Source organism: Bradyrhizobium sp. 26S5 (assembly GCF_036923295.1).
GTDB lineage: Bacteria > Pseudomonadota > Alphaproteobacteria > Rhizobiales > Xanthobacteraceae > Bradyrhizobium > Bradyrhizobium septentrionale.
Window position 1 is genome coordinate 352,770 of the sequence record NZ_CP145948.1, and the last position, 22,117, is coordinate 374,886.

The following is a 22,117-nucleotide window of genomic DNA, read 5'->3' on the forward strand; positions in this document are numbered from 1 at the left end:
GCAACGCAAGACGAGCGGCGCCGAAAAGGTGAGCGATTTCAGTCAACGAAAGTAGGGGGCGATGCGGAAAGGCGGGTGGGCCGCGGAGAAGCGCTGCGCCGGCTTTTGTCCGGTCTCTTGCTTACCTCTCCCGCTTGCGGGGGAGGTCGGATTGCATCGAAGATGCAATCCGGGTGGGGGCTCTCTCCGCCACGTGACTCGTGTGTTCAACCGGCATGATTCCCGACATTTTGGACCGGCATGATCCCCGACAGTTTGGGTTAAGCGGTCTGTTCGCCCGGTTCGCGCAGCCCCTCACGAGGCGGAGCGAACCGGGTGAACAGGCCGCGGCGGTCGATGAGACCGACGTCGAGGTCGCAGAAGCGGACGACGTGGTCACCGGTATCGAGTTCGGCGATGCCGACAAGTTCGTTCACCAGCGCCTGACCGATAAAGACGAACTTGCCTTTCCATTTAATCTCCCCATTGCCGCGAACACGGCGGGCCTGGTGATCGGCGTCATACCAGGGGTCTTGCTCGCGATCCGGCATGGTGCGTTGAGATGCTCGATAGGCGTCCTCCGGCGGCCGTTGGCCCAGCGCTTCGTGAGGACGTTCCTTATTGTAATGCTCTCGGAAGGCGTCAAAGCGGGCCTGTTGCTCGGACGCATTATCTGCCGGTGGGCTCGATGTTTGCGCCTTCAAGGTGCGATGCATGCGCTCATGGCGACCGTTCTCCTGCGGCGAGGCCGGACGGATGAAGTGCGGCGTAATGCCGAGCTTCAGCCACCAGACCGACAATGTGGTGAGACCGCCGGCGCCGCGCGAGCCGAACGGCGAACCATTGTCGCAGCGGATTGCCCGCGGCAGGCCATGCTCGCGGAAAGCCCTCTCGAAGCGGGGGCGGACGCCCTCGGTCGTCGGTGCGACGATCTGCAGTTCGATCAGGAAGCGACTGTGGCTGTCAGCCACCGTCAACGGATCAATCCGGCACTGGTCGCGGGTGCGGAACCAACCCTTGAAGTCCACGCTCCACTCGTCGTTCGGCTCCTGCACCGGCGTGCAGGGACGCCGCTGGTCGAGCGGACGGCGGCGGCGCTTCACCGGCGAGATCAGCCCCGCGCGCTTGAGAATGCTCCCAATCGTCGACGCCGCCGGCCAATCGATCTCCGGCGCCTGGCGGTCAAGCAGGGCGAGCAGCTTGCGCGGTCCCAGATAGGGAAAGCGCTGCCGAGCCGCGATCACCTTCTCTGCAATCGCCGCATCGGTCGTTTGTCGGCATTGCTGCGGCGCGTGCGAACGGTCCCTGAACCACTCCGGATCGCCGCTCTGCTTCCGCTGGCGCCATGCGTAAAACGTGTCGCGGCAGATACCGTGACGGCGGCACAACTCCGACACGCTCCAGTTCCCGCTCTCGTACTCCATAAGCATCCGGATACGCTCTTCCATCCGACTGGTCTCTCTGAACGGCATCGTCGGGCCCTCCCGCCGATGCTTCTAGAAACCTGTCGGCAATCATGCCGGTCTAAACTGTCGGGTATCTATCCGGTCTGTACCGTGGAGAGACCCCCACCCCAACCCTCCCCCGCAAGCGGGAGAGGGAGTGGAGCCTCGATGCGGCGCGACCTAACCCGCCGGTCCGGTGTCCTCGATGATCGGGCCGAACAGCTCCCAGCGCTCGCCGTTGAACTTCATCATCTGCATCTGCTTGTTGATGCGATAGTCGTTCGGCCCCGTCGTGATCGACATGCCCGGCAGCGCGAGGCTCGGCACGAACTTCTTCAGGCTGGTCACCTGCTTCATCAGGTTGTCGCGGGTGAGGTCGTCGCCGCACTGTTTCAGCACCTGGATCAACAGCTCGGCCGTCGAGTAGCCGTAGGTGTTGACGGTGTTGAGCTTGTCGCCTTCCGGATAATACTTGTCCATGAAGCCGAAATAGGCCTTCACGCCGGGATCGTCCTTCCACTGCGGATCGGCGGGGTCCTTGCCGTAGTTGGTCGAGATGATGCCCTTGGAGATGTCGAGACCGGCCGGCTTCAGCGTCGCCGACACCGGGCTCGCATTGATGTCGAGGATGTGCACCGGGGTCCAGTTGAGGTCGGCGATCTTGCGGATCGCTTGCGCGGCGAATTTCGGCGTCGAGGCGTCATAGATCAGGTCGGCGCCGGAGGCCCTCAGCTTGACGATCTGGGAATCCACCGTCGGGTCGGTCAGCTCATAGGAGACCTCCGCGACGATCATGCTGGCGGCCTTGTCGCCGAGCCCGCTCTTCAGGCCGGTGATGTAGTCGCGGCCGAGATCGTCGTTCTGGTAGAAGATGCCGATCTTGGCGTTGGGGTGATTGGCCAGGATGTATTTGGCGTAGATGCGTCCCTCGGACTGGTAGTTCGGGTTGAACGCGATGGTCCACGGCGCGTTCTGCGGATCGGAGAAGCGCGAGGCGCCGGTGGAGGCGAGCAGCTGCGGCACCTTCTTGGTATTCAGATATTTCTGCACGGCGGCATTTGAGGGCGTGCCGATGATCTGGAAGGTGAACAGCACCTCGTCGCCCTCGACCAGCTTGCGCACCTGCTCGACCGCCTTCGGCGGCGAATAGGCATCGTCATACTGGATCAGGTTGAGCTTGCGGCCGTTGATGCCGCCCTGATCGTTGATCATCTTGAGGTAGGCCGCCTGGGTCTTGCCGATGCCGGCATAGGCGGATGCGGGGCCCGAGAACGGCACGGTCTGGCCGATCTTGATCTCGGTGTCGGTCGCGCCGATGTCGTATTTCTTCTGCGCGGCGGCCGATGTAACCGACAACGCGATGGCAAGCGCTGTCGCAGCGAGCAATTGCACGCTCCTCATGTCCGTGACCTCCCATGTTGCCGGTGATCTTGTCCGCAAGCCTCGAGCCGGCGGATGTCACCGTTATCAGGGATGATGGAGGAAGCGTGGTTGCATTGCAAGGCGATGCGCCCTGCGCGCAGTGTCGCGTTTGAGCATGATCCGGAAAAGCGTGAAGCGGTTTTCCGAGGGGATCATGCTCAAGAAAACAAAAGCGCGCCCGCGCCTTAAGCGAGCCAGAGCTGGATCAGCGCCAGCGCCGCAGGTGTCGCCTGCACATAAAGGATACGCCGGCTCACGGTGGCGGCGCCGTAGACGCCGGCGACGATCACGCAGAGCAGGAAGAATGTCTTGATCTGGAACGCGAAGGCCGGATTGCCGTGCACCAGGCCCCAGATCAGTCCGGCGGCGAGGAAGCCGTTATAGAGCCCCTGATTGGCGGCGAGCACGGCCGAGTCGGTCGCCTTCTCGATCGAGTTGCGAAAGGTCTTCAAGCCCACCGGCTTGGTCCACAGGAACATCTCGAGCACAAGGAAATAGATGTGCAGCATGGCCACCACCGCGACCAGAACATTGCCAAGCCAAAGCATGATGCGGTCCCCCTTAACCGGAATTCGGGTGGACGCTAGCACGCGGGCGGTGAATTGTATGCCGAGCGACCTGTTTCCGAGCGATGACCATGGCCGACCGCAAGACTGCACAGAGCTTCAACCTCGACCGCCTCAAGACCCCGATCGGCACCGCGCTGCTGGTGACCGATGACGACGGCGTGCTGCGCGCGCTCGACTGGGACGACTATGAAGGACGCATGCTCGACCTGCTGCGGCTGCATTATGGCGCGGTGACGCTGCGGGACGGCCGCGCGCCGGCCGCGATGCGCGAGGCGCTAGCCGACTACTTCAAGGGCGATCTCGATCGGCTCGCGGATGTCGAATGGCGCGTCGCCGGCACGCCGTTCCAGCAGAAGGTCTGGCACGCGCTGCCGAAGATCGCGCCCGGCACCACCATGAGCTACGGTGCGCTGGCGGCGAAACTGAAAGTGCCGAACGCGATGCGTGCGGTCGGCCATGCCAACGGCTCCAACCCGATCAGCGTCGTCGTGCCCTGCCACCGCCTGATCGGCGCCAACGGCTCACTGGTCAAATACGGCGGCGGGCTGGAGCGCAAGCGCTGGCTGCTGCGGCACGAGGGCGTGGAGATATAGCGGCGTGCGTTCGCGGATAGTTCGTCGTCCAGCGGACCCTGTCCCGTCATCCCCGCGCAAAGGCTTCGCCTTTGTCGCTGGAGGAGCGCGAAGCGCGTCTCGAAGGATGCACGGCCCGCATATCTCGGCGCGCTCCGATTCTCTCGCGGCGGGAGCGTGGCCGTTGATCCTTCGAGACGGCCGCTCCGCGGCCTCCTCAGGATGACGGGGAGGGGTTACTCTGCGTCGATGAGCCAGTCGGCTGATCGTGCGCCAATCCGACTAAATCAGTGCTTCCTTCTTCGCCTGGGACGGTCCGTGTAGCTGCGGACTAAGCACGGAGCAAACTTCGCCGTGGTCAATGGACGAATTTCATCAGCCGCCTGAGGCGATCAATCGAGATCTTCGCTCGGCATGTTTCGCAGATCGCGCACGATGTAGAGGAAGACAATGAGCGAGGGCACCCATGCGAGTATCGCTCCTACCAGCATCGCATCGACTGTCGTCATGGGGCCTCCTTTGAGCGTCGTTAATTCTCGCCGTCAGACCAGTTTCCTCGCCGGGCCGCGGCTGCCGGGGAAGGGATAGAGCCACTTCCAATAGGCCTTGTTGCGCTCCAATTGCTGTTTGTAGATCTCGCGGCACTTCACGGAGCAGAACTGCTCGAAATGCCAGCTGTGCCGGATCAGCCCGAACGGGCGCCTGCACCCCGGATTCCCGCAACGGCCGGTCATGACGCGGCCTCCGCATTCGCACGCCAAAGCCAGCGAGTGAATTCCTCCTGAGCTTTGTGCAGGCAGAGGCGTCCGCAGTAGCGCTCGCCCGCCGGGTTTCGCAAACTGATGATCTTGGGCTCTTCGCTGTCACACTGGGCGCAGCGTGGTTCCGCTCGCATGGCGACCTCCCTCCGAGGAATTGCCATTTGCCAATCAGAATGTCTGATGCTGTCTCTGATGTTGTCCTGGCCGTCGATCTTCGCGAAGGACGACGGTGCGCAATCTCGCGCCACCATCGTCCAGGCGCAACTTGTCCTGATGTTTGGCGGCATCATCCTTGCGTATGTCTGATGTGAACTCATTCGCCGGGCGCGCTTCCGTTCTGCGCCAGGGCCGTATCGAGGCATTTGATCAGGACGTCGCCGTCGAAGGGCTTGCTCAGAAAGCAGATCGCTCCCGCCCTCAGGGCCCGGGCGCGATCGCTTTCGACGGAGAAGGCGGTGACGAAAATGAACGGAAAGCGCCGTCCGCTGGCGATCAAATGGCTCTGCAGGTCGAGCCCGCTCATGGCCGGCATCCGGACGTCCGCTATCACACAGGATGTCTCATTCAGGTGGGGCGAGTGCAGGAATTCCTCAGCCGACGCGTAGGTCTCGACTGCGTAGCCGAGCGACCTGACGAGATTGTGGGTCGCGGTGCGAACCGACATGTCGTCGTCGATGATGGATATCATTGGCGGGTGGGACAAGGAGGTCCTTCCTGGGACGGCCAGAACGGGCTTTGGTCTGTGCGCGGACGCTTGGGCACAGTGCGTCGCCAGTCGGGATCGGAGAATCATACTTAGGTTTGCGGCCCGCCGGATGCCGGTCCGATCCGGAGGATCTGCGCCATTTTGACCAGATCCGGCAGCGATTTCGCCGCCATTTTCCGCATGATGTGGCCGCGGTGTATCTTCACCGTGATCTCGGCCACCCCGATTTCGGCGGCGACCTGCTTGTTCATGAGCCCCGCCGTCACGAGTGTCATGATCTGGCGCTCGCGGGCGGTCAGGGTCGCGAAGGCTGCGCGCAGGTGTGCAAGGGCCTTGGCCTCATCGCGACGATTTCGGTCGCGCTCGATCGCTGTCGTGACGGCATCCAGCATGTCCTGGTCGCGGAACGGCTTGGTCAGGAAGTCGACCGCTCCGGCCTTCATGGCCCTGACCGTCATCGGGATATCGCCATGGCCGGTCATGAAGATGATCGGGATATGAATGTCGGCCTTGGCCAGTTCGGCCTGAAAGTCGAGGCCGCTCAGCCGGGGCAGCCTGATGTCCAGGATCAGGCAGCTCGGGACATCCGGCGGCTTGTGCTGGAGAAATTCATGGGCCGATCCGAATACTTCGGTCCGCAGCCCGACCGACCGGAAAAGATTGCTCAGCGAGTCCCGCACCGACGGGTCGTCGTCGACGACGAAGACGGCCGGATCGCCGGCGCTTGCGTGCGTGGGAGGCGATGCCGCGGGTCCGGTCACCATGCATGATCCTCTTCACGCAATGGCAAGGTGAACTGGAATGTCGCGCCGGGGCCGGTATTTCCGGCCACGGACAGGCGACCCCGGTGAGCTTCGACGATCGAGCGGCAGATCGACAAGCCCATTCCCATGCCGCTGGCCTTGGTGGTGTAGAAGGCGTCGAACAGCCGGTCGGCATTCTCGGTTGTTATCCCGACGCCACAGTCGGTGACCGTGACCAGGATTTGCCCGGCATCGTCATGCTTGGCGGGATCGATGCGTGTGCGGATCACGAGTTCGCGCGGCCGGTCCGTGACCGGCTGCATCGCCTCGATGCCGTTGAGGACCAGGTTGAGGATGACTTGCTGGAGTTGGATACGGTCGGCGATAACAGGCGGGAGCGCGGGAGCGAGGTCCAGCTGCAGGGAAATCAGGTGGCTCTGCAGTTCATGCTGCACCAGGCCGATCACCTCGTTGATGGCTGCATTGATGTCGAGCGGCGCCTTCTGATCGGTCGTCTTGTTCACCAGGGCGCGGACGCGCTGGATGACCTCGCCCGCCCGGTTGCCGTCGCTGATGATCGACCTGACCGCCCCGCGGGCTTCGTTCAGATCGGGAGCCGCCCGGTTGAGCCACCGCAGGCATGCCGCGGCATTGGTGACCACGGCGGCAAGCGGCTGGTTCACTTCATGGGCGATCGATGCCGCGAGCTCGCCGAGCGCCGTCACGCGCGTGACGTGCGCGAGGTTCATCTGCGCTTCATGCAGTTCCGACTCGGCCCGCTTGCGGGCCGTCACGTCGGTGACCGCTCCGATGAATTCGGTGTCGCCCGAGATGTTGGTCACCGCATGCGCCCGGGCGTGGACATATTTGATCGCCCCATTGGGCATCAGCAATCGGTAGCCGTGCTCGAAGTCCTTGCCGTCGACCGAGGCACGGTCGATGGTCCGTTGCACGCGGGTGCGATCGTTCGGATGGACGCGTTGCAGGACCGTGCCATGCTTGATGCAAGGAGCTTTGTCGAATTCGAAGATCCTGAACGTTTCTTCCGACCAGATCATCTCGCCGTTGGCGACGTGCCAGCCAAAGCTGCCGGTGTGACTCAATCGCTGGGCTTCGGTCAGGTACATTTCACTCTGCTGCAGCGCATTCTCAGCCTGCTTGCGCTCGGTAATATCCTCGCATGCGATCAGGACGATCAACTGATCGCCCAGCCGCCGTACGGCCTTGGCATTCTCACGAACCCAAAGCCTTGAACCGTCCTTGCGGACCTTCCGGATTTCCCAGCCTTGGGTTTGGCCGATGTTGTCGAGGCATGCCGCGACGTTGCGCTGAACCATATCTCGGTCTTCGGCCGCAAAGACCTGCAGCACGGATTGTCCGAGCAATTCGTCGACGGTGTAGCCGAGTTGCGCCGCGCCGAACGTGTTGACCGACAGGACGAGGCCCGTTGCGTCAACCATGAAGTACATGACCGGGTTGTGCTCGAACACCTCCTTCCATTGCGCCTCGCTGTTGCGCAGCGCCTCGATCGCCCGCTCTTCGCCGCTGGCCCGGCCGCGCAACGCGGCTTCCATCTGCCTTTGGGTGCGGCCCACCACACGCATCATCAGCAATGCAGCGGCGAGCGCGGCGATGAGCGCCGCCAGGGCAGCCAGATGAGCGGTCGCCGCAGGCTCCGGACCAAGCAACAGCCCAGCGCAGGTTCCCGCCCAAGCCAGCACCATGCCGCCGAGCAGCCGTTGCTCGGTCGACCAGGGCTTCGTGGTCGGATTGCGCATCATCGGCAGCACCAGCAGTTGGCCGTCCAGCACTTGGCCATCATGGGCCGCGCTGCGTCGCTAGGTGACCGCTATCATCAGCGGCGACAACGTCGCCCTCCCAACAGGCCGGACCTTAGCAGCTTTCTCGACGTCCGGACGAGATCATGCGGGCCTGTGGCAATCCGCCCGCGCGCGTGGAGTCGCGCGGAAAGCGAAACCACCCGATACGCTCAGGTTCAGGTTGCGACTAAACCTAAGTATGTTGTCCCCATCCCAATGTAACGGCCGGATCAACCTCCGTTCAATGGCGCGTTTCCTCCCGGCGACTACGCTCATTGGGTAACTCGATAACAGTAGGCATCCCGGATTCAGCAGTCGCCGATCAGAGATCTGGAGGTTGAAATTGCCGAACGCTCGCCTGCATTTGATCCTTTGCTCCGATGACATCGCGCACGAGACGCGGGGTCAGAGACGCGACCGCAGCTTCCAGCCTGCCGTGATCGACGGTGGCAAGCAAGCAGCGAGCGTGCCGGCCGACAACCCTTGGGCCAACGATTGGATCGATCTGCTCGACGTCTTCGATTTTGGCGTTGTGGTCTGTCATGCCAGCTACCTGGCCTTGCTGGGGGCGAGCCTGGCGGCCCTGCAGCCGCAATCAGACATGTGAGATCCAGGGCGGTAGCCCGCCCTAGACTCTAAGTCCGGCAGGCTGCCGGGACCGACGCGCTGGCTGCTCACGCCTGGGTCGCGCAAAACGGGTCCGATAACAGCCTCCGTGAGAGCCCGGAATCCATTCCCCGACTAGCCCCGGCCCTGATGGATTCCGGGCTCAGTTCCATACGTCGTCATTCCGGGGCTCGCGAAGCGAGAACCCGGAATCCATTTCAAAGCAACAACGCGGCCCGATGGATTCCGGGTTCAGCCCTGCGGGCTGCCCCGGAATGAAGGATACGTGCTCTCACGCCGCCGGCTTCGCCGCCTGGTCCTCGCTCGCGAGCAGATGCAGCAGCGCGCTCTTGATCGCGGCCTGCCGGGTCGGCGCCGTGATCTGGGCGCCGAGCAGGTCGGTGACATAGAACACGTCGCGCGCGCGTTCGCCGAAAGTCGCGACATGGGCGGAGGCGATGTTGAGGTTGAGCTTCGAGATCGCGGTGGTGAGCTGATAGAGCAGGCCGGGGCGGTCGAGGCCGGAGACCTCGATCACGGTATAGCGGTCGGACCACTGGTTGTTGATGGTGACTTCAGGCTCGACGATGAACGGACGCGCCTTGCTGCGCACCGCGCGCTTCGCCACTGCCTCGGGCAGCCGCAGCTTGCCTTCCAGCACGTGCTCGATCATCTCGCCGATCCGCGTCGCGCGGCGGCCTTCATCCTCGTCGCGGTCGTATTCGCGTGAGATCGAGATGGTGTCGAGCGCGCGGCCGTCGGTCGTGGTGTAGATCTGCGCGTCGACGATGTTGGCGCCGGCAGACGCACAGGCGCCGGCGATGATCGACAGCAGCCAGGGATGGTCGGTCGCGAGAATCGTGAGCTCGGTGACGGCGCGGATCTCGTCGAAGCCGACATTGATCGCGAGCTTGTGGCCGGCCTGCTCGCTGGCGCGGATGAAGCGTGCCTGGCGGATCTTGCGTGGCAGCTCAACCTTGAGCCAGTAGGCCGGGTAGTGCCGGCCGATATAGGCGTTGAGCTCGGCCTCCGGCCATTCGGTGAAGGCGCGGCGGAATTCGGCTTGCGCCACCGCGATGCGCTGGGCGCGGTTGACCTCCGAGAAGCCGCCGGTCAGCACCGGCTCGGTCTCGTAATACAGCGTGCGCAACAGCTGCGCCTTCCAGCCGTTCCAGACACCGGGGCCGACGCCGCGGATGTCGGCGGTGGTCAGGATCGTCAGCAGCTTCATCTGCTCGACCGACTGCACCACGGCGGCGAAATTCTCGATGGTCTTGCGGTCCGACAGATCGCGCGATTGCGCCACCGTCGACATCGTCAAATGCTCCTCGATCAGCCATGCCACCAGCTCGGTGTCGGCCGCCGAGAAGCCGAGCCGCGGGCACAGCCGCCGCGCCACCTTGGCGCCGGCGATCGAGTGATCCTCGGGGCGGCCCTTGGCGATATCGTGCAACAGCGTCGCGATATAGATCACCGGGCGGTGCTCGGGCTGGATCTTGCGGAACAGGTCGCTGGCGACAGTGAACTCCTCGTTGCCGCCGCGCTCGATGTCCTGCAGGAAGCCGATGCAGCGGATCAGATGCTCGTCGACCGTGTAGTGGTGGTACATGTTGAACTGCATCATCGACACGATCTTGCCGAAGGCGCGGATGAAATGGCCGAGCACGCCGGTCTCGTTCATCCGCCGCAGCACGGTCTCCGCATTGTCGGAGGTCAGGATCTCCATGAACAGGCGGTTGGCTTCGTCGTTCTCGCGCAGCTGGGTGTTGATCAGCTTCAGCGAGCGCGTCACCGTTCGCATCGCATCGGGATGGAAGGCGAGGCTGTTCTGCTGCGCGAGGCGGAAGATCCGGATGAGATTGACCGGATCGTGCTTGAAGACGTCGGGCGCGGAGAGGTTGATGCGGTTGTTGTCGACGATGAAATCGTCGCTGCCCGCCACCCGCCGCCGCTTGGTGCCGGGCCGGAAGCGCGCCACCATGCGGCTCAGCACCGGCGCCGGCTTGTTGTGCTCCTCCTCGAGCTTGGCGCACAGGATCGCGGTGAGGTCGCCGACGTCCTTGGCGATCAGGAAGTAGTGCTTCATGAAGCGCTCGACGTCCTGCATGCCGGGATGCGAGGTGTAGCCGAGGCGGACCGCGATCTCGCGCTGCATGTCGAATGACAGCCGCTCCTCGGCGCGTCCGGCGAAGAAGTGCAGGTTGCAGCGCACCGACCACAGGAAGTCGGCGCAGCGGCGGAAGGTGCGGTACTCCTGCGCGTCGAACACGCCGCGTTCCAGCAGCTCATCGGTCTCGCGCACCCGGTAGACGTATTTGGCGATCCAGAACAGCGTGTGCAGGTCGCGCAGGCCGCCCTTGCCGTCCTTGACGTTGGGCTCGACCAGATAGCGCGACTGGCCGCCGCGGCGATGCCGCTCCTCGCGCTCGGCGAGTTTGGCGGTGACGAATTCCGATGCGGTGCCCTGCACCACTTCCTTGTCGAAGCGCTCGACCAGCTCGTCATAGAGCGGCTGGTCGCCGGTCAGGAACCGCGTCTCCAGGATCGCGGTGCGGATCGTCATGTCGCCGCGTGCCTGGCGGATCGATTCATCGACCGAGCGGGTGGCGTGGCCGACCTTCAGCCCCATGTCCCAGAGGCAATAGAGGATCGCTTCGGCGACCTGCTCGCCCCAGGCGGTCTGCTTGTAGGGCAGGATGAACAACAGATCGATGTCGGATTCCGGCGCCATCAGCCCGCGGCCATAGCCGCCGGTCGCGACCACGGCCATGCGCTCGGCGCCTGAGGGGATCGGCGAGTGATAGAGATGCCGGGTCGCCGCAGCGTAGAGGATGCGGATGATCTCGTCCTGCACGAAACAGAGTCGTTCGGCGCAGCGGCGGCCGTGGCGATCCTTCAAGAGCAGCGCCTGCGCCGTGGCGCGCGCCGCGATCAATTCGGCCTTGAGCAGTTGCGCCATCGCGGCGCGGAACTGGTCCTCGCGGCCGGCATGTTGCTCCGCGAGCGCGTTGACCGCCGCGGTGATCCGCACGGTCTCGAAACGATCATCCGCTTCAGCGCGGTCGTCGGCTACGATGCTGTCCATACGTCCATCCGATATCGGACGAAGCTGTTGCTGTCACTGACCAAAGTATAACGACAGCAGCTCCATGCTCTCTCAACGGCGCTGCGGGCAAGATCGTTCTCGCGCCATCGCGTAAAGGGTAGAGATTTTCTCGTTGACCGCAAGGCTAACTCATTGAAATAAAAGATTGTTTCTTAATCGTATCGAGGAGATCGACGAATGCAGAAATTTTCCCGGCGCGCCTTCGCTGCGCTGCTCGCGGTCTCGACATTGTTGCCCGGCGCGGCGCTTGCCGCCGACGCGCCGAAGGAGATCCGGATCGACTGGGCGACCTACAATCCGGTGTCGATGGTGCTGAAGCAGAAGGGCCTCCTGGAGAAGGAGTTCGCCAAGGACGGCATCAGCATCGTCTGGGTGCAGTCGGCCGGCTCCAACAAGGCGCTCGAATTCCTCAACGCCGGTTCGATCGATCTCGGCTCGACCGCGGGCTCGGCCGCCTTGGTCGCCAGGATCAACGGCAACCCGATCAAGTCGATCTATGTCTATTCGCGTCCCGAATGGACCGCGCTGGTCACCGGCAAGGATTCCAAGATCGCCTCCGTCGCCGACCTGAAGGGCAAGCGCGTCGCGGTGACCCGCGGGACCGATCCGCACATCTTCCTGGTCCGCGCGCTGCTCGGCGCCGGCCTTACCGAGAAGGACATCACGCCGGTGCTGCTGCAGCACGCCGACGGCAAGACCGCGCTGATCCGCGGCGACGTCGACGCCTGGGCCGGCCTCGACCCGATGATGGCGCAGGCCGAGGTCGAGGACGGCGCAAAACTGTTCTACCGCAAGGCCGACGCCAACACTTGGGGCATCCTCAATGTGCGCGAGCAGTTTTTGAAGGATCATCCGGATATCGTCCGCCGCGTGCTCGCGGCTTACGAGGAGGCGCGGAAATATTCGCTGGCCAACTATGACGAGCTGAAGAAGACCTTCATCGCGGTGACCAAGCTGCCGGACGCCGTGGTCGACAAGCAGCTCAAGGAGCGCACCGAGCTGACCCACAGCCGGATCGGCGCGCCCCAGCGCGAATCAATCCTCGCGGCCGGCCTCGCCTTGCAGCAGGCGGGCGTGATCGACGCCAAGACCGACGTCAAGGCCGCGCTCGACAGCCTGATCGACGATCAGGTCCCGCTGCCCACCAACTAACCACCGTCGTCCCGGACAAGCGAAGCGCGGTCCGGGACCCATAACCACAGGGCTTTGTCGTTAGATGACGCTGTGGCCCCAGCTCACTCCATCCCGCGCTCGGTGGTTATGGGTCCCGGCTCCCGTGCGCAATTGCGCACTAGGCCGGGACGACGGGGATGGAGTTGCGCGATCACCCACCTTGCAATCCCGCCCGAAGAATAGTTCTTGCTATGGCCATGACCGTTGACCTGCCCGCGCTGGAACAGACGGCCGCGCCGCGTGTGGCGCCGGCGCGGTGGTCGCGTTATGCGCGGCCGGTGCTCGGGCTCGCACTGCCGGTCGCGCTCGCGCTGGGCTGGGAACTGGTCGTCGCCCTCGGCTACTCCAACGGCCGCCTGGTGCCGCCGCCGTCGAAGGTGTTCGAGACCATCGTGGCGCTCGCCCAGAGCGGCGAGCTGTCGCGGCATATCCTCGCGACGCTGTGGCGGGTCGGCGCGGGCTTTGCGCTCGGCGTCATGGGCGGCACCATCCTCGGTGCGATCTCCGGCTATTGGGGCCTGGCGCGCCGACTGCTTGACCCGACCGTGCAGGCGTTGCGCGCGATTCCCTCGATCGCCTGGGTGCCGCTGTTCATTCTGTGGCTCGGCATCTTCGAGACCTCGAAGATCGCGCTGATCGCGGTCGGCGTGTTCTTTCCGGTCTATCTCGGGGTGATGGGCGCCATCCTGTCGGTCGATCGCAAGGTCGTCGAGGTCGGCCGCGTGTTCCGCCTGTCCGGCTTTGCGATGATCCGCCGCATCCTGTTGCCCGCGGTGCTGCCGGCCTATGTGGTGTCGCTGCGGGTCGGGCTCGGGCTGGGCTGGATGTTCGTGGTCGCCGCGGAATTCATGGGCGCGTCCGAAGGGCTCGGCTATCTCCTGATCGACGGCCAGCAGCTCGGCAAGCCGGCGCAGATCCTCGCCGCGATCGTGATTTTCGCGATCCTCGGCAAGACCACCGACTGGCTGATCGAGATCGCCACCGCGCCGCTGCTGCGCTGGCAGGATGCGTTCGGCGCGCGGGGAGGGCAGTGATGCTCGCGCTGAAGGACGTCGGCAAGACCTATCCGAACGGCGTTCACGCGCTGGAGCGCTTCTCGGCCGAGATCCAGCCCGGCGAGATCGTCGCCATCATCGGCGGTTCCGGTTGCGGCAAGTCGACGCTGCTGCGCGCCATTGCCGGCCTCGATCGCGCCAGCACCGGCAGCGTGATACTCGACAATGCCGTCATCACCTCGCCGCATGCCAAGATCGGCATCATCTTCCAGGAGCCGCGGCTGTTGCCGTGGCTCAGCGTCGCCGACAATATCGGCTTCGGCCTCGCCGATCTCCCGGTTGAGGCGAGGCGTAAACGGGTCGCCGTGGCGCTGGCCCGCGTCGGTCTCGCCGACAAGGCCGCAGCGTGGCCGCGCGAATTGTCCGGCGGACAGGCGCAGCGGGTCGCGATCGCCCGCGCCCTGGTGCCGCAGCCCGAAGTGCTGCTGCTCGACGAGCCGTTCTCGGCGCTCGATGCCTTCACCCGCCGCGACCTGCAGGACCATCTGCTCGATCTCTGGGCCGACACAAGGCCGACCCTGATCCTGGTCACCCATGATGTCGACGAGGCCGTGGTGCTCGCCGACCGCGTGCTGGTGATGCGGCCTCGGCCGGGCCGCCTGTTCGAGCAGATCACCATCAACCTGGCGCGGCCGCGCGACCGCAAATCGGAGCTGTTCGACACCTTCAAGCGCCGCGTGCTGACCGCGCTCGACCGCTCGCTGGACCGGCAGGTGCGCGACGTCACGGACAAATCGAGCGCCGGCGAGGCGATGTGGTGGTGACATCGGCGCGATAAGGCCTTACATCGGCATAAAGAAAAACCGCCGGGAGCAGAACCATGGACTCCGCCGAACTTCGCGCAATGCAGGCTCCGATCAAGGAGCGCTACAAGACCGACCCCCAAGCCGCCGTGATCACGCTGAAGGCCAAGGGCTCGATCGACAATGAGAGCATCTCCTGCAAGGTCGAGACCGGCCGCGCGCTCGCGGTCGCGGGCCTGCATCCCGCCACCGGCGGCTCCGGGCTCGAGCTCTGCTCCGGCGACATGCTCTTGGAGGCGTTGGTCGCCTGCGCCGGCGTCACCTTGAAATCGGTGGCGACCGCCGTCGAGGTGCCGCTGAAAGTCGGCAATGTGCTCGCCGAAGGCGATCTCGATTTCCGCGGCACGCTCGGCGTTGACAAGGAGACCCCGGTTGGCTTCCGCGAGATCCGCCTCCGCTTCGAGATCGGCACCGACGCGCCGCAGGACAAGCTCGATCTGCTGCTGAAACTCACCGAGCGTTATTGCGTGGTCTATCAGACCATCAAGAACGGCCCGAAGGTTTCGGTGTCGATGCAGCGGGTGTAGCTCGGTGTCGTCCCGGCCTAGTGCGCAATTGCGCACGGGAGCCGGGACCCATACGCCGTGTCTTCTCGATTCAAGCCGCGCCGTGCGACGGCTTTCGTTCCCCACGTATAGTTGTGGTTATGGGTCCCGGCCTGCGCCGGGACGACACAGGATGTCCCCCGAACTCCACTTCGTTCTGATCCTCGTGTTGCGCATGGCGGTGGCGGCCGCATTCGTGGTCAGCGCGTCCATCATCACGGAGCGCTCGGGGCCGGTGATCGGCGCGCTGATCGCAACGCTACCGATCTCGGCCGGGCCGTCCTACACCTTCCTCGCGCTCGACCATGACGCCGCCTTCATCGCCGAGGGCGCGCTGGCGAGCCTGCCGGTCAATGCGGCCACCATCTATATGGGCCTGACCTACGCCGTGCTGGCGCAGCGCCGCAGCATGTGGATCAGCGCGGGATCTGCGATCGCGGTGTGGCTGGTGCTCGCCACCATCATCCGGCAGTTCGGCTGGTCGCTCACCGGCGGGCTGCTCGTCAACGCCATCACCTTTGCGATCTGCATTCCGCTGCTCAGGCCCTACCGCCACGTCGCCAAAATGCCGCTGATCGCGCGGCGCTGGTACGACATTCCGCTGCGCGCCGCGCTGGTTGCAAGCCTGGTCGGCACGGTTGTCACGGCATCAGGCTGGGTCGGCCCGCGCATCACCGGCGTGATGGCGCTGTTCCCGATCGTGTTCTCCTCGATGATGCTGATCCTGCATCCGCGCATCGGCGGACCTGCGACCGCAGCCGTGCTCGCCAACAGCGCCTGGGGCCTGATGGGCTTCGGCCTCGGCGTCGCCGTGCTGCATGTCGCGGTGGCGCAGTTCGGCTCGCCGATTGGGCTGAGCTGCGCGCTCGCCACCTGCATCGTGTGGAATCTGGTGCTGTGGTGGCTCGGGCGGAGGAAGAGCGCGAAGACGTCGAAAGCGTAGGGTGCGTCTTAACCTCCCCTTGAAGAGGGGAGGTCGCTTTGCTCGCCAGAGTAAAGCGGGTGGGGATCCGCTCTCTCCGCAAACAGCGTCGTCTGCGGCTGACCCCCATCCCGACCTTCCCCCTTTCAGGGGGAAGGAGAAGGGTAATCAGAAAGCGTAGGATGGGTGGAGCGTAGCGATACCCATCATCTCACCGCGCAGATGAAAAACTGATGGGTATCGCTACGCTCCACCCATCCTTGTATTAGCGCGCTGGGTTAGACTGGCCTCGTTCCGTGAGGAATGGCCCAGCTCGGGTGGCCGCCCGGGCTGGGCCGCTGATCGATCGGATCGTTACCCATCGAGCCTTGAGGGCTGTTATTCGTAGCAAGATCGCGATCGGCACTTCATCGGGACCCGCATGGTTGAACGAACTTTAGGTTCGCATCACAAGGGAGGGTCGAGGAAGATGGCCAAGCGTACCACAATCTGTGCCGGGATCGATACCGGCAAACGGAAGCTCGACGTGGCGCTCGATGACGGCTCGGAGCAGCTGCAGGTGGAGAACACGGCGGAAGGTTACAAGACGCTGTTGGAGTGGCTTGGGCGCCATAAGGTCAGGCGAATTGGGATCGAGGCGAGCGGTGGCTATGAGCAGCCGGTCGTCGTCGAGCTGCGGCGCAAGCGGTTTGTCGTCGTGGTGTTCCAGCCGGCGCAGGTGCGTGCCTATGCCAAATACCGCGGGCAGCGTGCCAAGAACGATCGGATCGATGCCGCGCTGATCGCCGCATGCACCGCTGCGGTCAAGAAGATCCACCCGGCACCCGATGCAAGATTGCCGCCCTTGGCCGGGCATCTGACGCTGATCGATCAGATCGGAGAAGATATCGCGCGGTTCAAGAACCGGCTCGAGAGCTGCCGCGACGCGCGTATCCAAAAGCTCTGGAAGGACGACATCGCCCGTCTGGCCAAGCGCGAACGCGTCGAGTTCAAGGCTCTGGTGGCAGCGATCCGCAAGCAGCACGATCTCGCCGCTCGGCTCGACCTGATCTACAGCGTCGGTGGGGCCGGGCTGCCGACTGCGGTCTCCGTCCTGGTCCGGATGCCCGAGATCGGCCAGGTCAGCCGCGAGCAGGCCGCAGCACTTGCGGGCCTTGCGCCTTATGACGACGACAGCGGCGAACACATCGGCGCTCGTCACATCGACGGTGGACGCAAACGTCTGCGCCATGCGCTCTATGCTGCGGCGCTGGCGGCGTCTTTCCGCTGGAATCCGCAGCTCATGGCCCTGTACAAACGATTGATCGCCGCCGGCAAAGGCCACAAGCGTGCCCTGATCGCCTGCGCCAGGAAGTTGCTCATCTTCATCAACACCGTGGTGGCCCGAGCGACCCCTTGGCAAGCTCACTTGCCAGTCGTCGCCCCGGCGACCTGAAGCGTTTCTTTGTTCGATCGGGGCACCGTTTCTTCGTCCCGACCTGCCGTCACAAGGACGCCGCGCACAGCGGCCGTCAAGGATGGCCGTCGCTCAAATGCTGCCACATCCCACCCTCGACAGGCCACGCCTTGATGGCCGCGAGCACGGCGTCAGTCTCAACGGCGATCGGGCAATTCAATCGCACACAACCGAAAGAGCTAATGGTTGCTACGGCATCGGCTACTGCTTCGGCAGCTTCGCCCTCAGCGCATAGAGCGCATCCAGTGCCTCGCGCGGCGACATCTCGTCGGGGTGCAGCGCCTTCAGTGCTTCGACCAGCAAGTCCGTCTCGCTCGGCGGCTTGTCCTCGGCGGCGGCGCGGGAGGGGACGGCGAACAGCGGCAAATCGTCGACCAAAGCGCGCGCGGTCTGGCCGCGGTCTTGTGCCTCGAGTTTTGCCAGCACCGATTTGGCGCGGGTGATCACGGCGGGCGGCAGGCCGGCGAGTTTTGCGACCTGGATGCCGTAGGAGCGGTCGGCCGAGCCGGGCAGCACCTCGTGCAGGAACACGACGTCGCCCTGCCATTCCTTGACCCGCACCGTGGCGTTGAACATCCGCGGCAGCTTGGCCGAGAGCGCGGTCAGCTCGTGGTAGTGGGTGGCAAAGAGGGTGCGGCAGCGGTTGCTCTCATGCAGATGCTCGATCGCGGCCCAGGCGATCGACAGCCCGTCGAAGGTCGCGGTGCCGCGGCCGATCTCGTCGAGGATGACGAGCGACCGTTCGCTGGCCTGGTTGAGGATCACGGCGGTCTCGACCATCTCGACCATGAAGGTCGAGCGTCCGCGCGCGAGATCGTCGGCCGCGCCGACGCGCGAGAACAGCCGGTCGACGATGCCGAGCCGCGCCCGCGACGCCGGCACGTAAGAGCCGATCTGCGCCAGCAGCGCGATCAGCGCATTCTGCCGCAGGAAGGTCGATTTGCCGGCCATGTTCGGACCGGTGATCAGCCAGAGCTGGCCGGACTTCTGCCCAGGCGCCGGCGACAGATCGCAGGCATTGGCGATGAACGGCTGGCCGTCGCGCTTCAGCGCCTGCTCGACCACGGGGTGGCGGCCGCCTTCGATCGCAAAGCCGAGCGAGCCGTCGACATCAGGCCGCACGTAATGGTCGTCGATCGCAAGCTTTGCCAGTGCGGTCGCGACATCGAGCATTGCAAAGGCATGCGCGGCGTTGCGCAGATCGTCGCTGGCGGCGAGCGCCATCGCGCTCAGGCGTTCGAAGATTTCGAGCTCGAGATTGAGTGCACGCTCGCCGGCGTTGGCGATCTTGGCCTCGGTCTCGCCGAGTTCGGCCGTCGTGAAACGAACCTGCCCGGCCAGCGTCTGGCGATGGATGAAGGTCGCATTCAGCGGCGGCGCGAACAGCTTGTCGCCGTGCTGCGCGGTGACCTCGACGAAATAGCCGAGCACATTGTTGTGCCGGATCTTCAGCGTCTTGATGCCGGTGTCCTCGGCATAGCGCGCCTGCATCGCGGCGACGACGAGGCGCGAGGCGTCGCGCAGATTGCGGCTCTCGTCGAGCGCGGCCTCGTAGCCCTCGCGGACGAAGCCGCCGTCGCGCTTGATCAGCGGAAGCTGTTCGGAGAGCGCGCGGGAAAATTCCCGCGCCAGATCGCGCGACGGGCGCTGCAACGCCGCCATCACGGCCGACACTTCGGCCGGCGGATTGGCAAGCTGCGCCAGCAGCTCCAGCGCCTGGTCGGCGGCAAGGATGCCGTCGCGCAGGCTCGCGAGATCGCGCGGACCGCCGCGGCCGACCGAGAGCCGCGCCAGCGCGCGCGACATGTCGGGCGCCGCGCGCAGCACGGTTCTGACGTCCTCGCGCGCCGCCGAATCCGCGACGAAGGCCGTGACGGCGTCGAGCCGACGCGCGATCACAGCAACATCGGTCAGCGGCGCGGCAAGGCGCTGCGCCAGCAGCCGCGAGCCCGCCGCGGTGACGGTGCAGTCGATCGCATCGAGCAGCGAACCGCGGCGCTCGCCGGCCAGCGTGCGCGTCAGTTCGAGGTTGGCGCGGGTCGCCGGATCGATCGCCATCGTGGTGCCGGCGGCCTCGCGCGCCGGCGGCGACAGCGGTGGACGTTTGCCGACCTGGGTGCGGTCGATATAGGTGACGGCGGCGGCCGCGGCGGTCGCCTCCAGCCGCGACATCGCGGACAGGCCGTCCATGGTCGCAACCGCGAAATAGTCGCACAGCCGCCGTTCGGCGGTGGCGCCGTCGAACACGTCGCGGGTCAGCGGCGTCACCGACGGCAATTCGCGCAAGGTCGGCGCTAGCTCGTTGTCGCTGTAGAGCGCGTCGGTGACGATCGCCTCGTTCGGATTGATGCGCGCCAGCGTCGCCGCGAGCTCCGCCGTCGAACACTCCGTCACCATGAATTCCGAGGTCGAGATGTCGATCCAGGCAAGCCCGAGCCGGTCGGCGCCGGCCGAGCCGCGGGCGCGCGCGATCGCGATCAGATAATTGTTGGTGCGGGCGTCGAGCAGCGTGTCTTCGGTCAGCGTGCCCGGCGTCACCAGCCGCACCACGCCGCGGCGGACCACGCTCTTGTTGCCGCGGGCTTTTGCCTCGGCGGGATTTTCGGTCTGCTCGCACACCGCGACGCGATGCCCGGCGCCGATCAGGCGATGCAGATAATCCTCGGAGCGTTCGACCGGCACGCCGCACATCGGGATGTCCATGCCCTGATGCTTGCCGCGCTTGGTCAGCACGATGCCAAGCGTCTTGGAGGCGATCTCGGCGTCCTCGAAGAACAGCTCGTAGAAATCGCCCATCCGGTAGAACAGCAAGAGGCCGGGATGGGCCGCCTTGATCTCCAGATACTGTTCCATCATCGGCGTGACGCGCGACGGCGCCTCGGCGGGAGTGGGTTCAGGCGGAGCGGGAATGGGTTGCTGGATGGTCATGAGGAAGCGGAAACTACAAAATTTCGTCGTGCGCTCCTATCCAAGAAGAAGGGGTTTTCCACCCTGTCCACGACCCGAGATATGACAAGGCATCACGGCAACGCGCTAATGCCACGCAGCGGCGTCAATTGACCTGCCGCGGGCACGCTCCTAAAACCCACCTCAAGTTCCAGCCGATCCAGCGCCTAAGTCGCGGCATTCAGGGAGAGATTCAATGCGTGATGTGTTCATTTGCGATGCCGTCCGGACCCCGATCGGCCGTTTCGGCGGCTCGCTCGCCAAGGTGCGCGCCGACGATCTCGCGGCGGCCCCGATCAAGGCGCTGATGGCCAAGCATCCGACGCTCGACTGGAATCAGGTCGACGAGGTCTATTTCGGCTGCGCCAACCAGGCCGGCGAAGACAACCGCAACGTCGCGCGCATGGCGCTGCTGCTCGCCGGCATGCCCGAGTCGGTTCCCGGCCAGACCCTGAACCGGCTCTGCGCCTCTGGCCTCGATGCGGTCGGCGCCGCGGGTCGCGCCATCCGTGCCGGCGAGATCGATTTCGCGATCGCGGGCGGCGTCGAATCGATGACGCGCGCGCCGTTCGTGATGGGCAAGGCGCCGGAAGCCTTCGCGCGTTCGGCCGAAATCTACGACACCACGATCGGCTGGCGCTTCATCAATCCGCTGATGAAGGCGCAGTACGGCGTCGACGCGATGCCGGAGACCGGCGAGAACGTCGCCGAGGAATTCCAGGTGTCGCGCGCCGATCAGGACGCGATGGCGATCCGTTCGCAGCAGCGCGCGGGTGCGGCAATCGCGTCGGGCTATTTCGCCGAAGAGATCGTCCCGATCCAGGTGCCCGGCGGCAAGGCCGGCCCCATCACCGTCGACAAGGACGAGCATCCGCGGCCCGAGACCACGCTCGAAGGTCTCGCCAAGTTGAAGCCGATCGTGCGCAATCCGGGCACTGTGACCGCGGGCAACGCATCCGGCGTCAATGACGGCGCCGCCGCGATGATCCTCGCTTCCGAAGCCGCGGTGAAGAAGCACGGCCTGACCCCGCGCGCAAAAATCCTCGGCCTCGCCTCGGCCGCGGTGCCGCCGCGCATCATGGGCATCGGCCCGGTGCCGGCGACGAGGAAGCTGGTCGAGCGTCTCGGCATCAAGGTGTCGGATTTTGATTTGATCGAACTCAACGAGGCCTTCGCCTCGCAAGGCATCGCCGTCCTGCGTCAGCTCGGCGTCCAGGAAGATGCTGATTTCGTCAATCCGCATGGCGGCGCGATCGCGCTCGGCCATCCGCTCGGCATGAGCGGCGCGCGGCTGGTCTTGACCGCCGTGCACGGCATGGAGAGGCGGGGCGGGAAGCTTGCCTTGGCAACTATGTGCGTCGGGGTCGGCCAAGGCGTCGCGGTTGCGATCGAAAAGCTGAACTAGTCCAATAGCTTGGAAGGGCTGAAAACAGTCCTTCCCCAATTTGGTTATGCATTATAATGATCTGAGGTGAGCTCACGGGGCGC

At 64.8% G+C, this 22,117-nt stretch carries 19 protein-coding genes; 10 read left to right on the plus strand and 9 right to left on the minus strand.

The window, feature by feature from the left end:
- Positions 1-260: 260 nt before the first annotated feature.
- The 3 genes from V5279_RS01625 to V5279_RS01635 all read right to left on the minus strand — a co-directional run bounded on the left by V5279_RS01625 (position 261) and on the right by V5279_RS01635 (position 3,394).
- Positions 261-1,451 (minus strand): integrase core domain-containing protein, encoded by a 1,191-nt coding sequence (locus V5279_RS01625; protein ID WP_166203831.1) that lies wholly within the window; start codon positions 1,449-1,451, stop codon positions 261-263.
- Positions 1,452-1,604: 153 nt separating this feature from the next.
- Positions 1,605-2,825: an ABC transporter substrate-binding protein gene (locus tag V5279_RS01630; RefSeq protein ID WP_338694508.1), complete on the minus strand. Its 1,221-nt coding sequence runs from the start codon at positions 2,823-2,825 to the stop codon at positions 1,605-1,607.
- Between the two features lie 206 nt (positions 2,826-3,031).
- Complete coding sequence (locus V5279_RS01635) at positions 3,032-3,394, minus strand: DUF1304 domain-containing protein (RefSeq protein ID WP_338694510.1); 363 nt, start codon at positions 3,392-3,394, stop codon at positions 3,032-3,034.
- An 89-nt stretch (positions 3,395-3,483) separates the two neighbouring features.
- Between V5279_RS01635 and V5279_RS01640 the strand changes: the two genes are divergently transcribed.
- Positions 3,484-4,008 carry a methylated-DNA--[protein]-cysteine S-methyltransferase gene (locus V5279_RS01640; protein WP_338694512.1) on the plus strand — a complete coding sequence of 175 codons (525 nt, stop codon included), beginning with the start codon at positions 3,484-3,486 and terminating at the stop codon, positions 4,006-4,008.
- Between the two features lie 521 nt (positions 4,009-4,529).
- On the opposite strand, the gene V5279_RS01645 is transcribed toward V5279_RS01640, so the two are convergent.
- On the minus strand, positions 4,530-4,721 hold the full coding sequence (locus V5279_RS01645; protein ID WP_166301229.1) for a hypothetical protein: 192 nt from the start codon (positions 4,719-4,721) through the stop codon (positions 4,530-4,532).
- Positions 4,722-4,928: 207 nt separating this feature from the next.
- Between V5279_RS01645 and V5279_RS01650 the strand changes: the two genes are divergently transcribed.
- On the plus strand, positions 4,929-5,054 hold the full coding sequence (locus V5279_RS01650; RefSeq protein WP_275949047.1) for a hypothetical protein: 126 nt from the start codon (positions 4,929-4,931) through the stop codon (positions 5,052-5,054).
- A 7-nt stretch (positions 5,055-5,061) separates the two neighbouring features.
- On the opposite strand, the gene V5279_RS01655 is transcribed toward V5279_RS01650, so the two are convergent.
- The 3 genes from V5279_RS01655 to V5279_RS01665 are packed head-to-tail and all read right to left on the minus strand — an operon-like array spanning position 5,062 to position 8,008.
- The gene (locus tag V5279_RS01655; RefSeq protein ID WP_414645888.1) at positions 5,062-5,541 is read right to left on the minus strand and encodes a response regulator transcription factor; all 480 of its coding nucleotides are present in this window, start codon (positions 5,539-5,541) and stop codon (positions 5,062-5,064) included.
- A 2-nt stretch (positions 5,542-5,543) separates the two neighbouring features.
- Positions 5,544-6,218 (minus strand): response regulator transcription factor, encoded by a 675-nt coding sequence (locus tag V5279_RS01660; RefSeq protein WP_166301235.1) that lies wholly within the window; start codon positions 6,216-6,218, stop codon positions 5,544-5,546.
- The gene (locus tag V5279_RS01665) at positions 6,212-8,008 is read right to left on the minus strand and encodes a PAS domain S-box protein (RefSeq protein WP_338694519.1); all 1,797 of its coding nucleotides are present in this window, start codon (positions 8,006-8,008) and stop codon (positions 6,212-6,214) included. The genes V5279_RS01660 and V5279_RS01665 overlap by 7 nt, the downstream gene beginning before the upstream one ends.
- A 352-nt stretch (positions 8,009-8,360) precedes the next feature.
- Between V5279_RS01665 and V5279_RS01670 the strand changes: the two genes are divergently transcribed.
- Positions 8,361-8,624, plus strand: coding sequence for a hypothetical protein (locus V5279_RS01670; RefSeq protein ID WP_338694521.1), 264 nt, complete (start codon positions 8,361-8,363; stop codon positions 8,622-8,624).
- Between the two features lie 291 nt (positions 8,625-8,915).
- Here V5279_RS01670 and V5279_RS01675 read toward each other — a convergent pair whose 3' ends face one another.
- Complete coding sequence (locus V5279_RS01675; RefSeq protein ID WP_338694523.1) at positions 8,916-11,708, minus strand: [protein-PII] uridylyltransferase; 2,793 nt, start codon at positions 11,706-11,708, stop codon at positions 8,916-8,918.
- A gap of 198 nt (positions 11,709-11,906) precedes the next feature.
- On the opposite strand from V5279_RS01675, the gene V5279_RS01680 reads away from it, so the two are divergent.
- From V5279_RS01680 to V5279_RS01705, 6 genes are all read left to right on the plus strand, one after another.
- Positions 11,907-12,881 (plus strand): aliphatic sulfonate ABC transporter substrate-binding protein, encoded by a 975-nt coding sequence (locus tag V5279_RS01680; protein ID WP_338694525.1) that lies wholly within the window; start codon positions 11,907-11,909, stop codon positions 12,879-12,881.
- A gap of 218 nt (positions 12,882-13,099) precedes the next feature.
- Entirely contained in the window at positions 13,100-13,936 is an 837-nt protein-coding gene (locus V5279_RS01685; protein ID WP_338701785.1) for an ABC transporter permease, read from the plus strand.
- Positions 13,936-14,721: an ABC transporter ATP-binding protein gene (locus V5279_RS01690; protein WP_338694527.1), complete on the plus strand. Its 786-nt coding sequence runs from the start codon at positions 13,936-13,938 to the stop codon at positions 14,719-14,721. The genes V5279_RS01685 and V5279_RS01690 overlap by 1 nt, the downstream gene beginning before the upstream one ends.
- Positions 14,722-14,777: 56 nt before the next feature.
- Positions 14,778-15,287: an OsmC family protein gene (locus V5279_RS01695; protein WP_338694529.1), complete on the plus strand. Its 510-nt coding sequence runs from the start codon at positions 14,778-14,780 to the stop codon at positions 15,285-15,287.
- 151 nt (positions 15,288-15,438) lie between these two features.
- Positions 15,439-16,248 carry a hypothetical protein gene (locus V5279_RS01700; RefSeq protein ID WP_166301252.1) on the plus strand — a complete coding sequence of 270 codons (810 nt, stop codon included), beginning with the start codon at positions 15,439-15,441 and terminating at the stop codon, positions 16,246-16,248.
- 448 nt (positions 16,249-16,696) lie between these two features.
- Positions 16,697-17,662, plus strand: coding sequence for an IS110 family transposase (locus tag V5279_RS01705; protein WP_338692355.1), 966 nt, complete (start codon positions 16,697-16,699; stop codon positions 17,660-17,662).
- Positions 17,663-17,884: 222 nt separating this feature from the next.
- Here V5279_RS01705 and mutS read toward each other — a convergent pair whose 3' ends face one another.
- A complete protein-coding gene (gene mutS / locus V5279_RS01710; protein WP_338694532.1) occupies positions 17,885-20,611 on the minus strand; it encodes a DNA mismatch repair protein MutS in 2,727 nt (908 codons plus the stop codon).
- Positions 20,612-20,825: 214 nt separating this feature from the next.
- On the opposite strand from mutS, the gene pcaF reads away from it, so the two are divergent.
- Positions 20,826-22,034: a 3-oxoadipyl-CoA thiolase gene (gene pcaF, locus V5279_RS01715; RefSeq protein WP_338694534.1), complete on the plus strand. Its 1,209-nt coding sequence runs from the start codon at positions 20,826-20,828 to the stop codon at positions 22,032-22,034.
- Positions 22,035-22,117: the final 83 nt, after the last annotated feature.

Excerpts from the sequence above, each read along its gene's own strand:
- V5279_RS01635 (WP_338694510.1), bottom strand. The coding sequence starts at position 3,394 with ATGCTTTGGCTTGGCAATGTTCTGGTCGCGGTGGTGGCCATGCTGCAC.
- V5279_RS01625 (WP_166203831.1), bottom strand. The coding sequence starts at position 1,451 with ATGCCGTTCAGAGAGACCAGTCGGATGGAAGAGCGTATCCGGATGCTT.
- V5279_RS01650 (WP_275949047.1), top strand. The coding sequence starts at position 4,929 with ATGCTGTCTCTGATGTTGTCCTGGCCGTCGATCTTCGCGAAGGACGAC.
- mutS (WP_338694532.1), bottom strand. The coding sequence starts at position 20,611 with ATGACCATCCAGCAACCCATTCCCGCTCCGCCTGAACCCACTCCCGCC.
- V5279_RS01680 (WP_338694525.1), top strand. The coding sequence starts at position 11,907 with ATGCAGAAATTTTCCCGGCGCGCCTTCGCTGCGCTGCTCGCGGTCTCG.
- V5279_RS01655 (WP_414645888.1), bottom strand. The coding sequence starts at position 5,541 with ATGATTCTCCGATCCCGACTGGCGACGCACTGTGCCCAAGCGTCCGCG.
- V5279_RS01685 (WP_338701785.1), top strand. The coding sequence starts at position 13,100 with ATGACCGTTGACCTGCCCGCGCTGGAACAGACGGCCGCGCCGCGTGTG.
- V5279_RS01700 (WP_166301252.1), top strand. The coding sequence starts at position 15,439 with ATGTCCCCCGAACTCCACTTCGTTCTGATCCTCGTGTTGCGCATGGCG.
- V5279_RS01630 (WP_338694508.1), bottom strand. The coding sequence starts at position 2,825 with ATGAGGAGCGTGCAATTGCTCGCTGCGACAGCGCTTGCCATCGCGTTG.
- V5279_RS01645 (WP_166301229.1), bottom strand. The coding sequence starts at position 4,721 with ATGACCGGCCGTTGCGGGAATCCGGGGTGCAGGCGCCCGTTCGGGCTG.
- V5279_RS01695 (WP_338694529.1), top strand. The coding sequence starts at position 14,778 with ATGGACTCCGCCGAACTTCGCGCAATGCAGGCTCCGATCAAGGAGCGC.
- V5279_RS01640 (WP_338694512.1), top strand. The coding sequence starts at position 3,484 with ATGGCCGACCGCAAGACTGCACAGAGCTTCAACCTCGACCGCCTCAAG.
- V5279_RS01690 (WP_338694527.1), top strand. The coding sequence starts at position 13,936 with ATGCTCGCGCTGAAGGACGTCGGCAAGACCTATCCGAACGGCGTTCAC.
- pcaF (WP_338694534.1), top strand. The coding sequence starts at position 20,826 with ATGCGTGATGTGTTCATTTGCGATGCCGTCCGGACCCCGATCGGCCGT.
- V5279_RS01675 (WP_338694523.1), bottom strand. The coding sequence starts at position 11,708 with ATGGACAGCATCGTAGCCGACGACCGCGCTGAAGCGGATGATCGTTTC.
- V5279_RS01660 (WP_166301235.1), bottom strand. The coding sequence starts at position 6,218 with ATGGTGACCGGACCCGCGGCATCGCCTCCCACGCACGCAAGCGCCGGC.
- V5279_RS01705 (WP_338692355.1), top strand. The coding sequence starts at position 16,697 with ATGGCCAAGCGTACCACAATCTGTGCCGGGATCGATACCGGCAAACGG.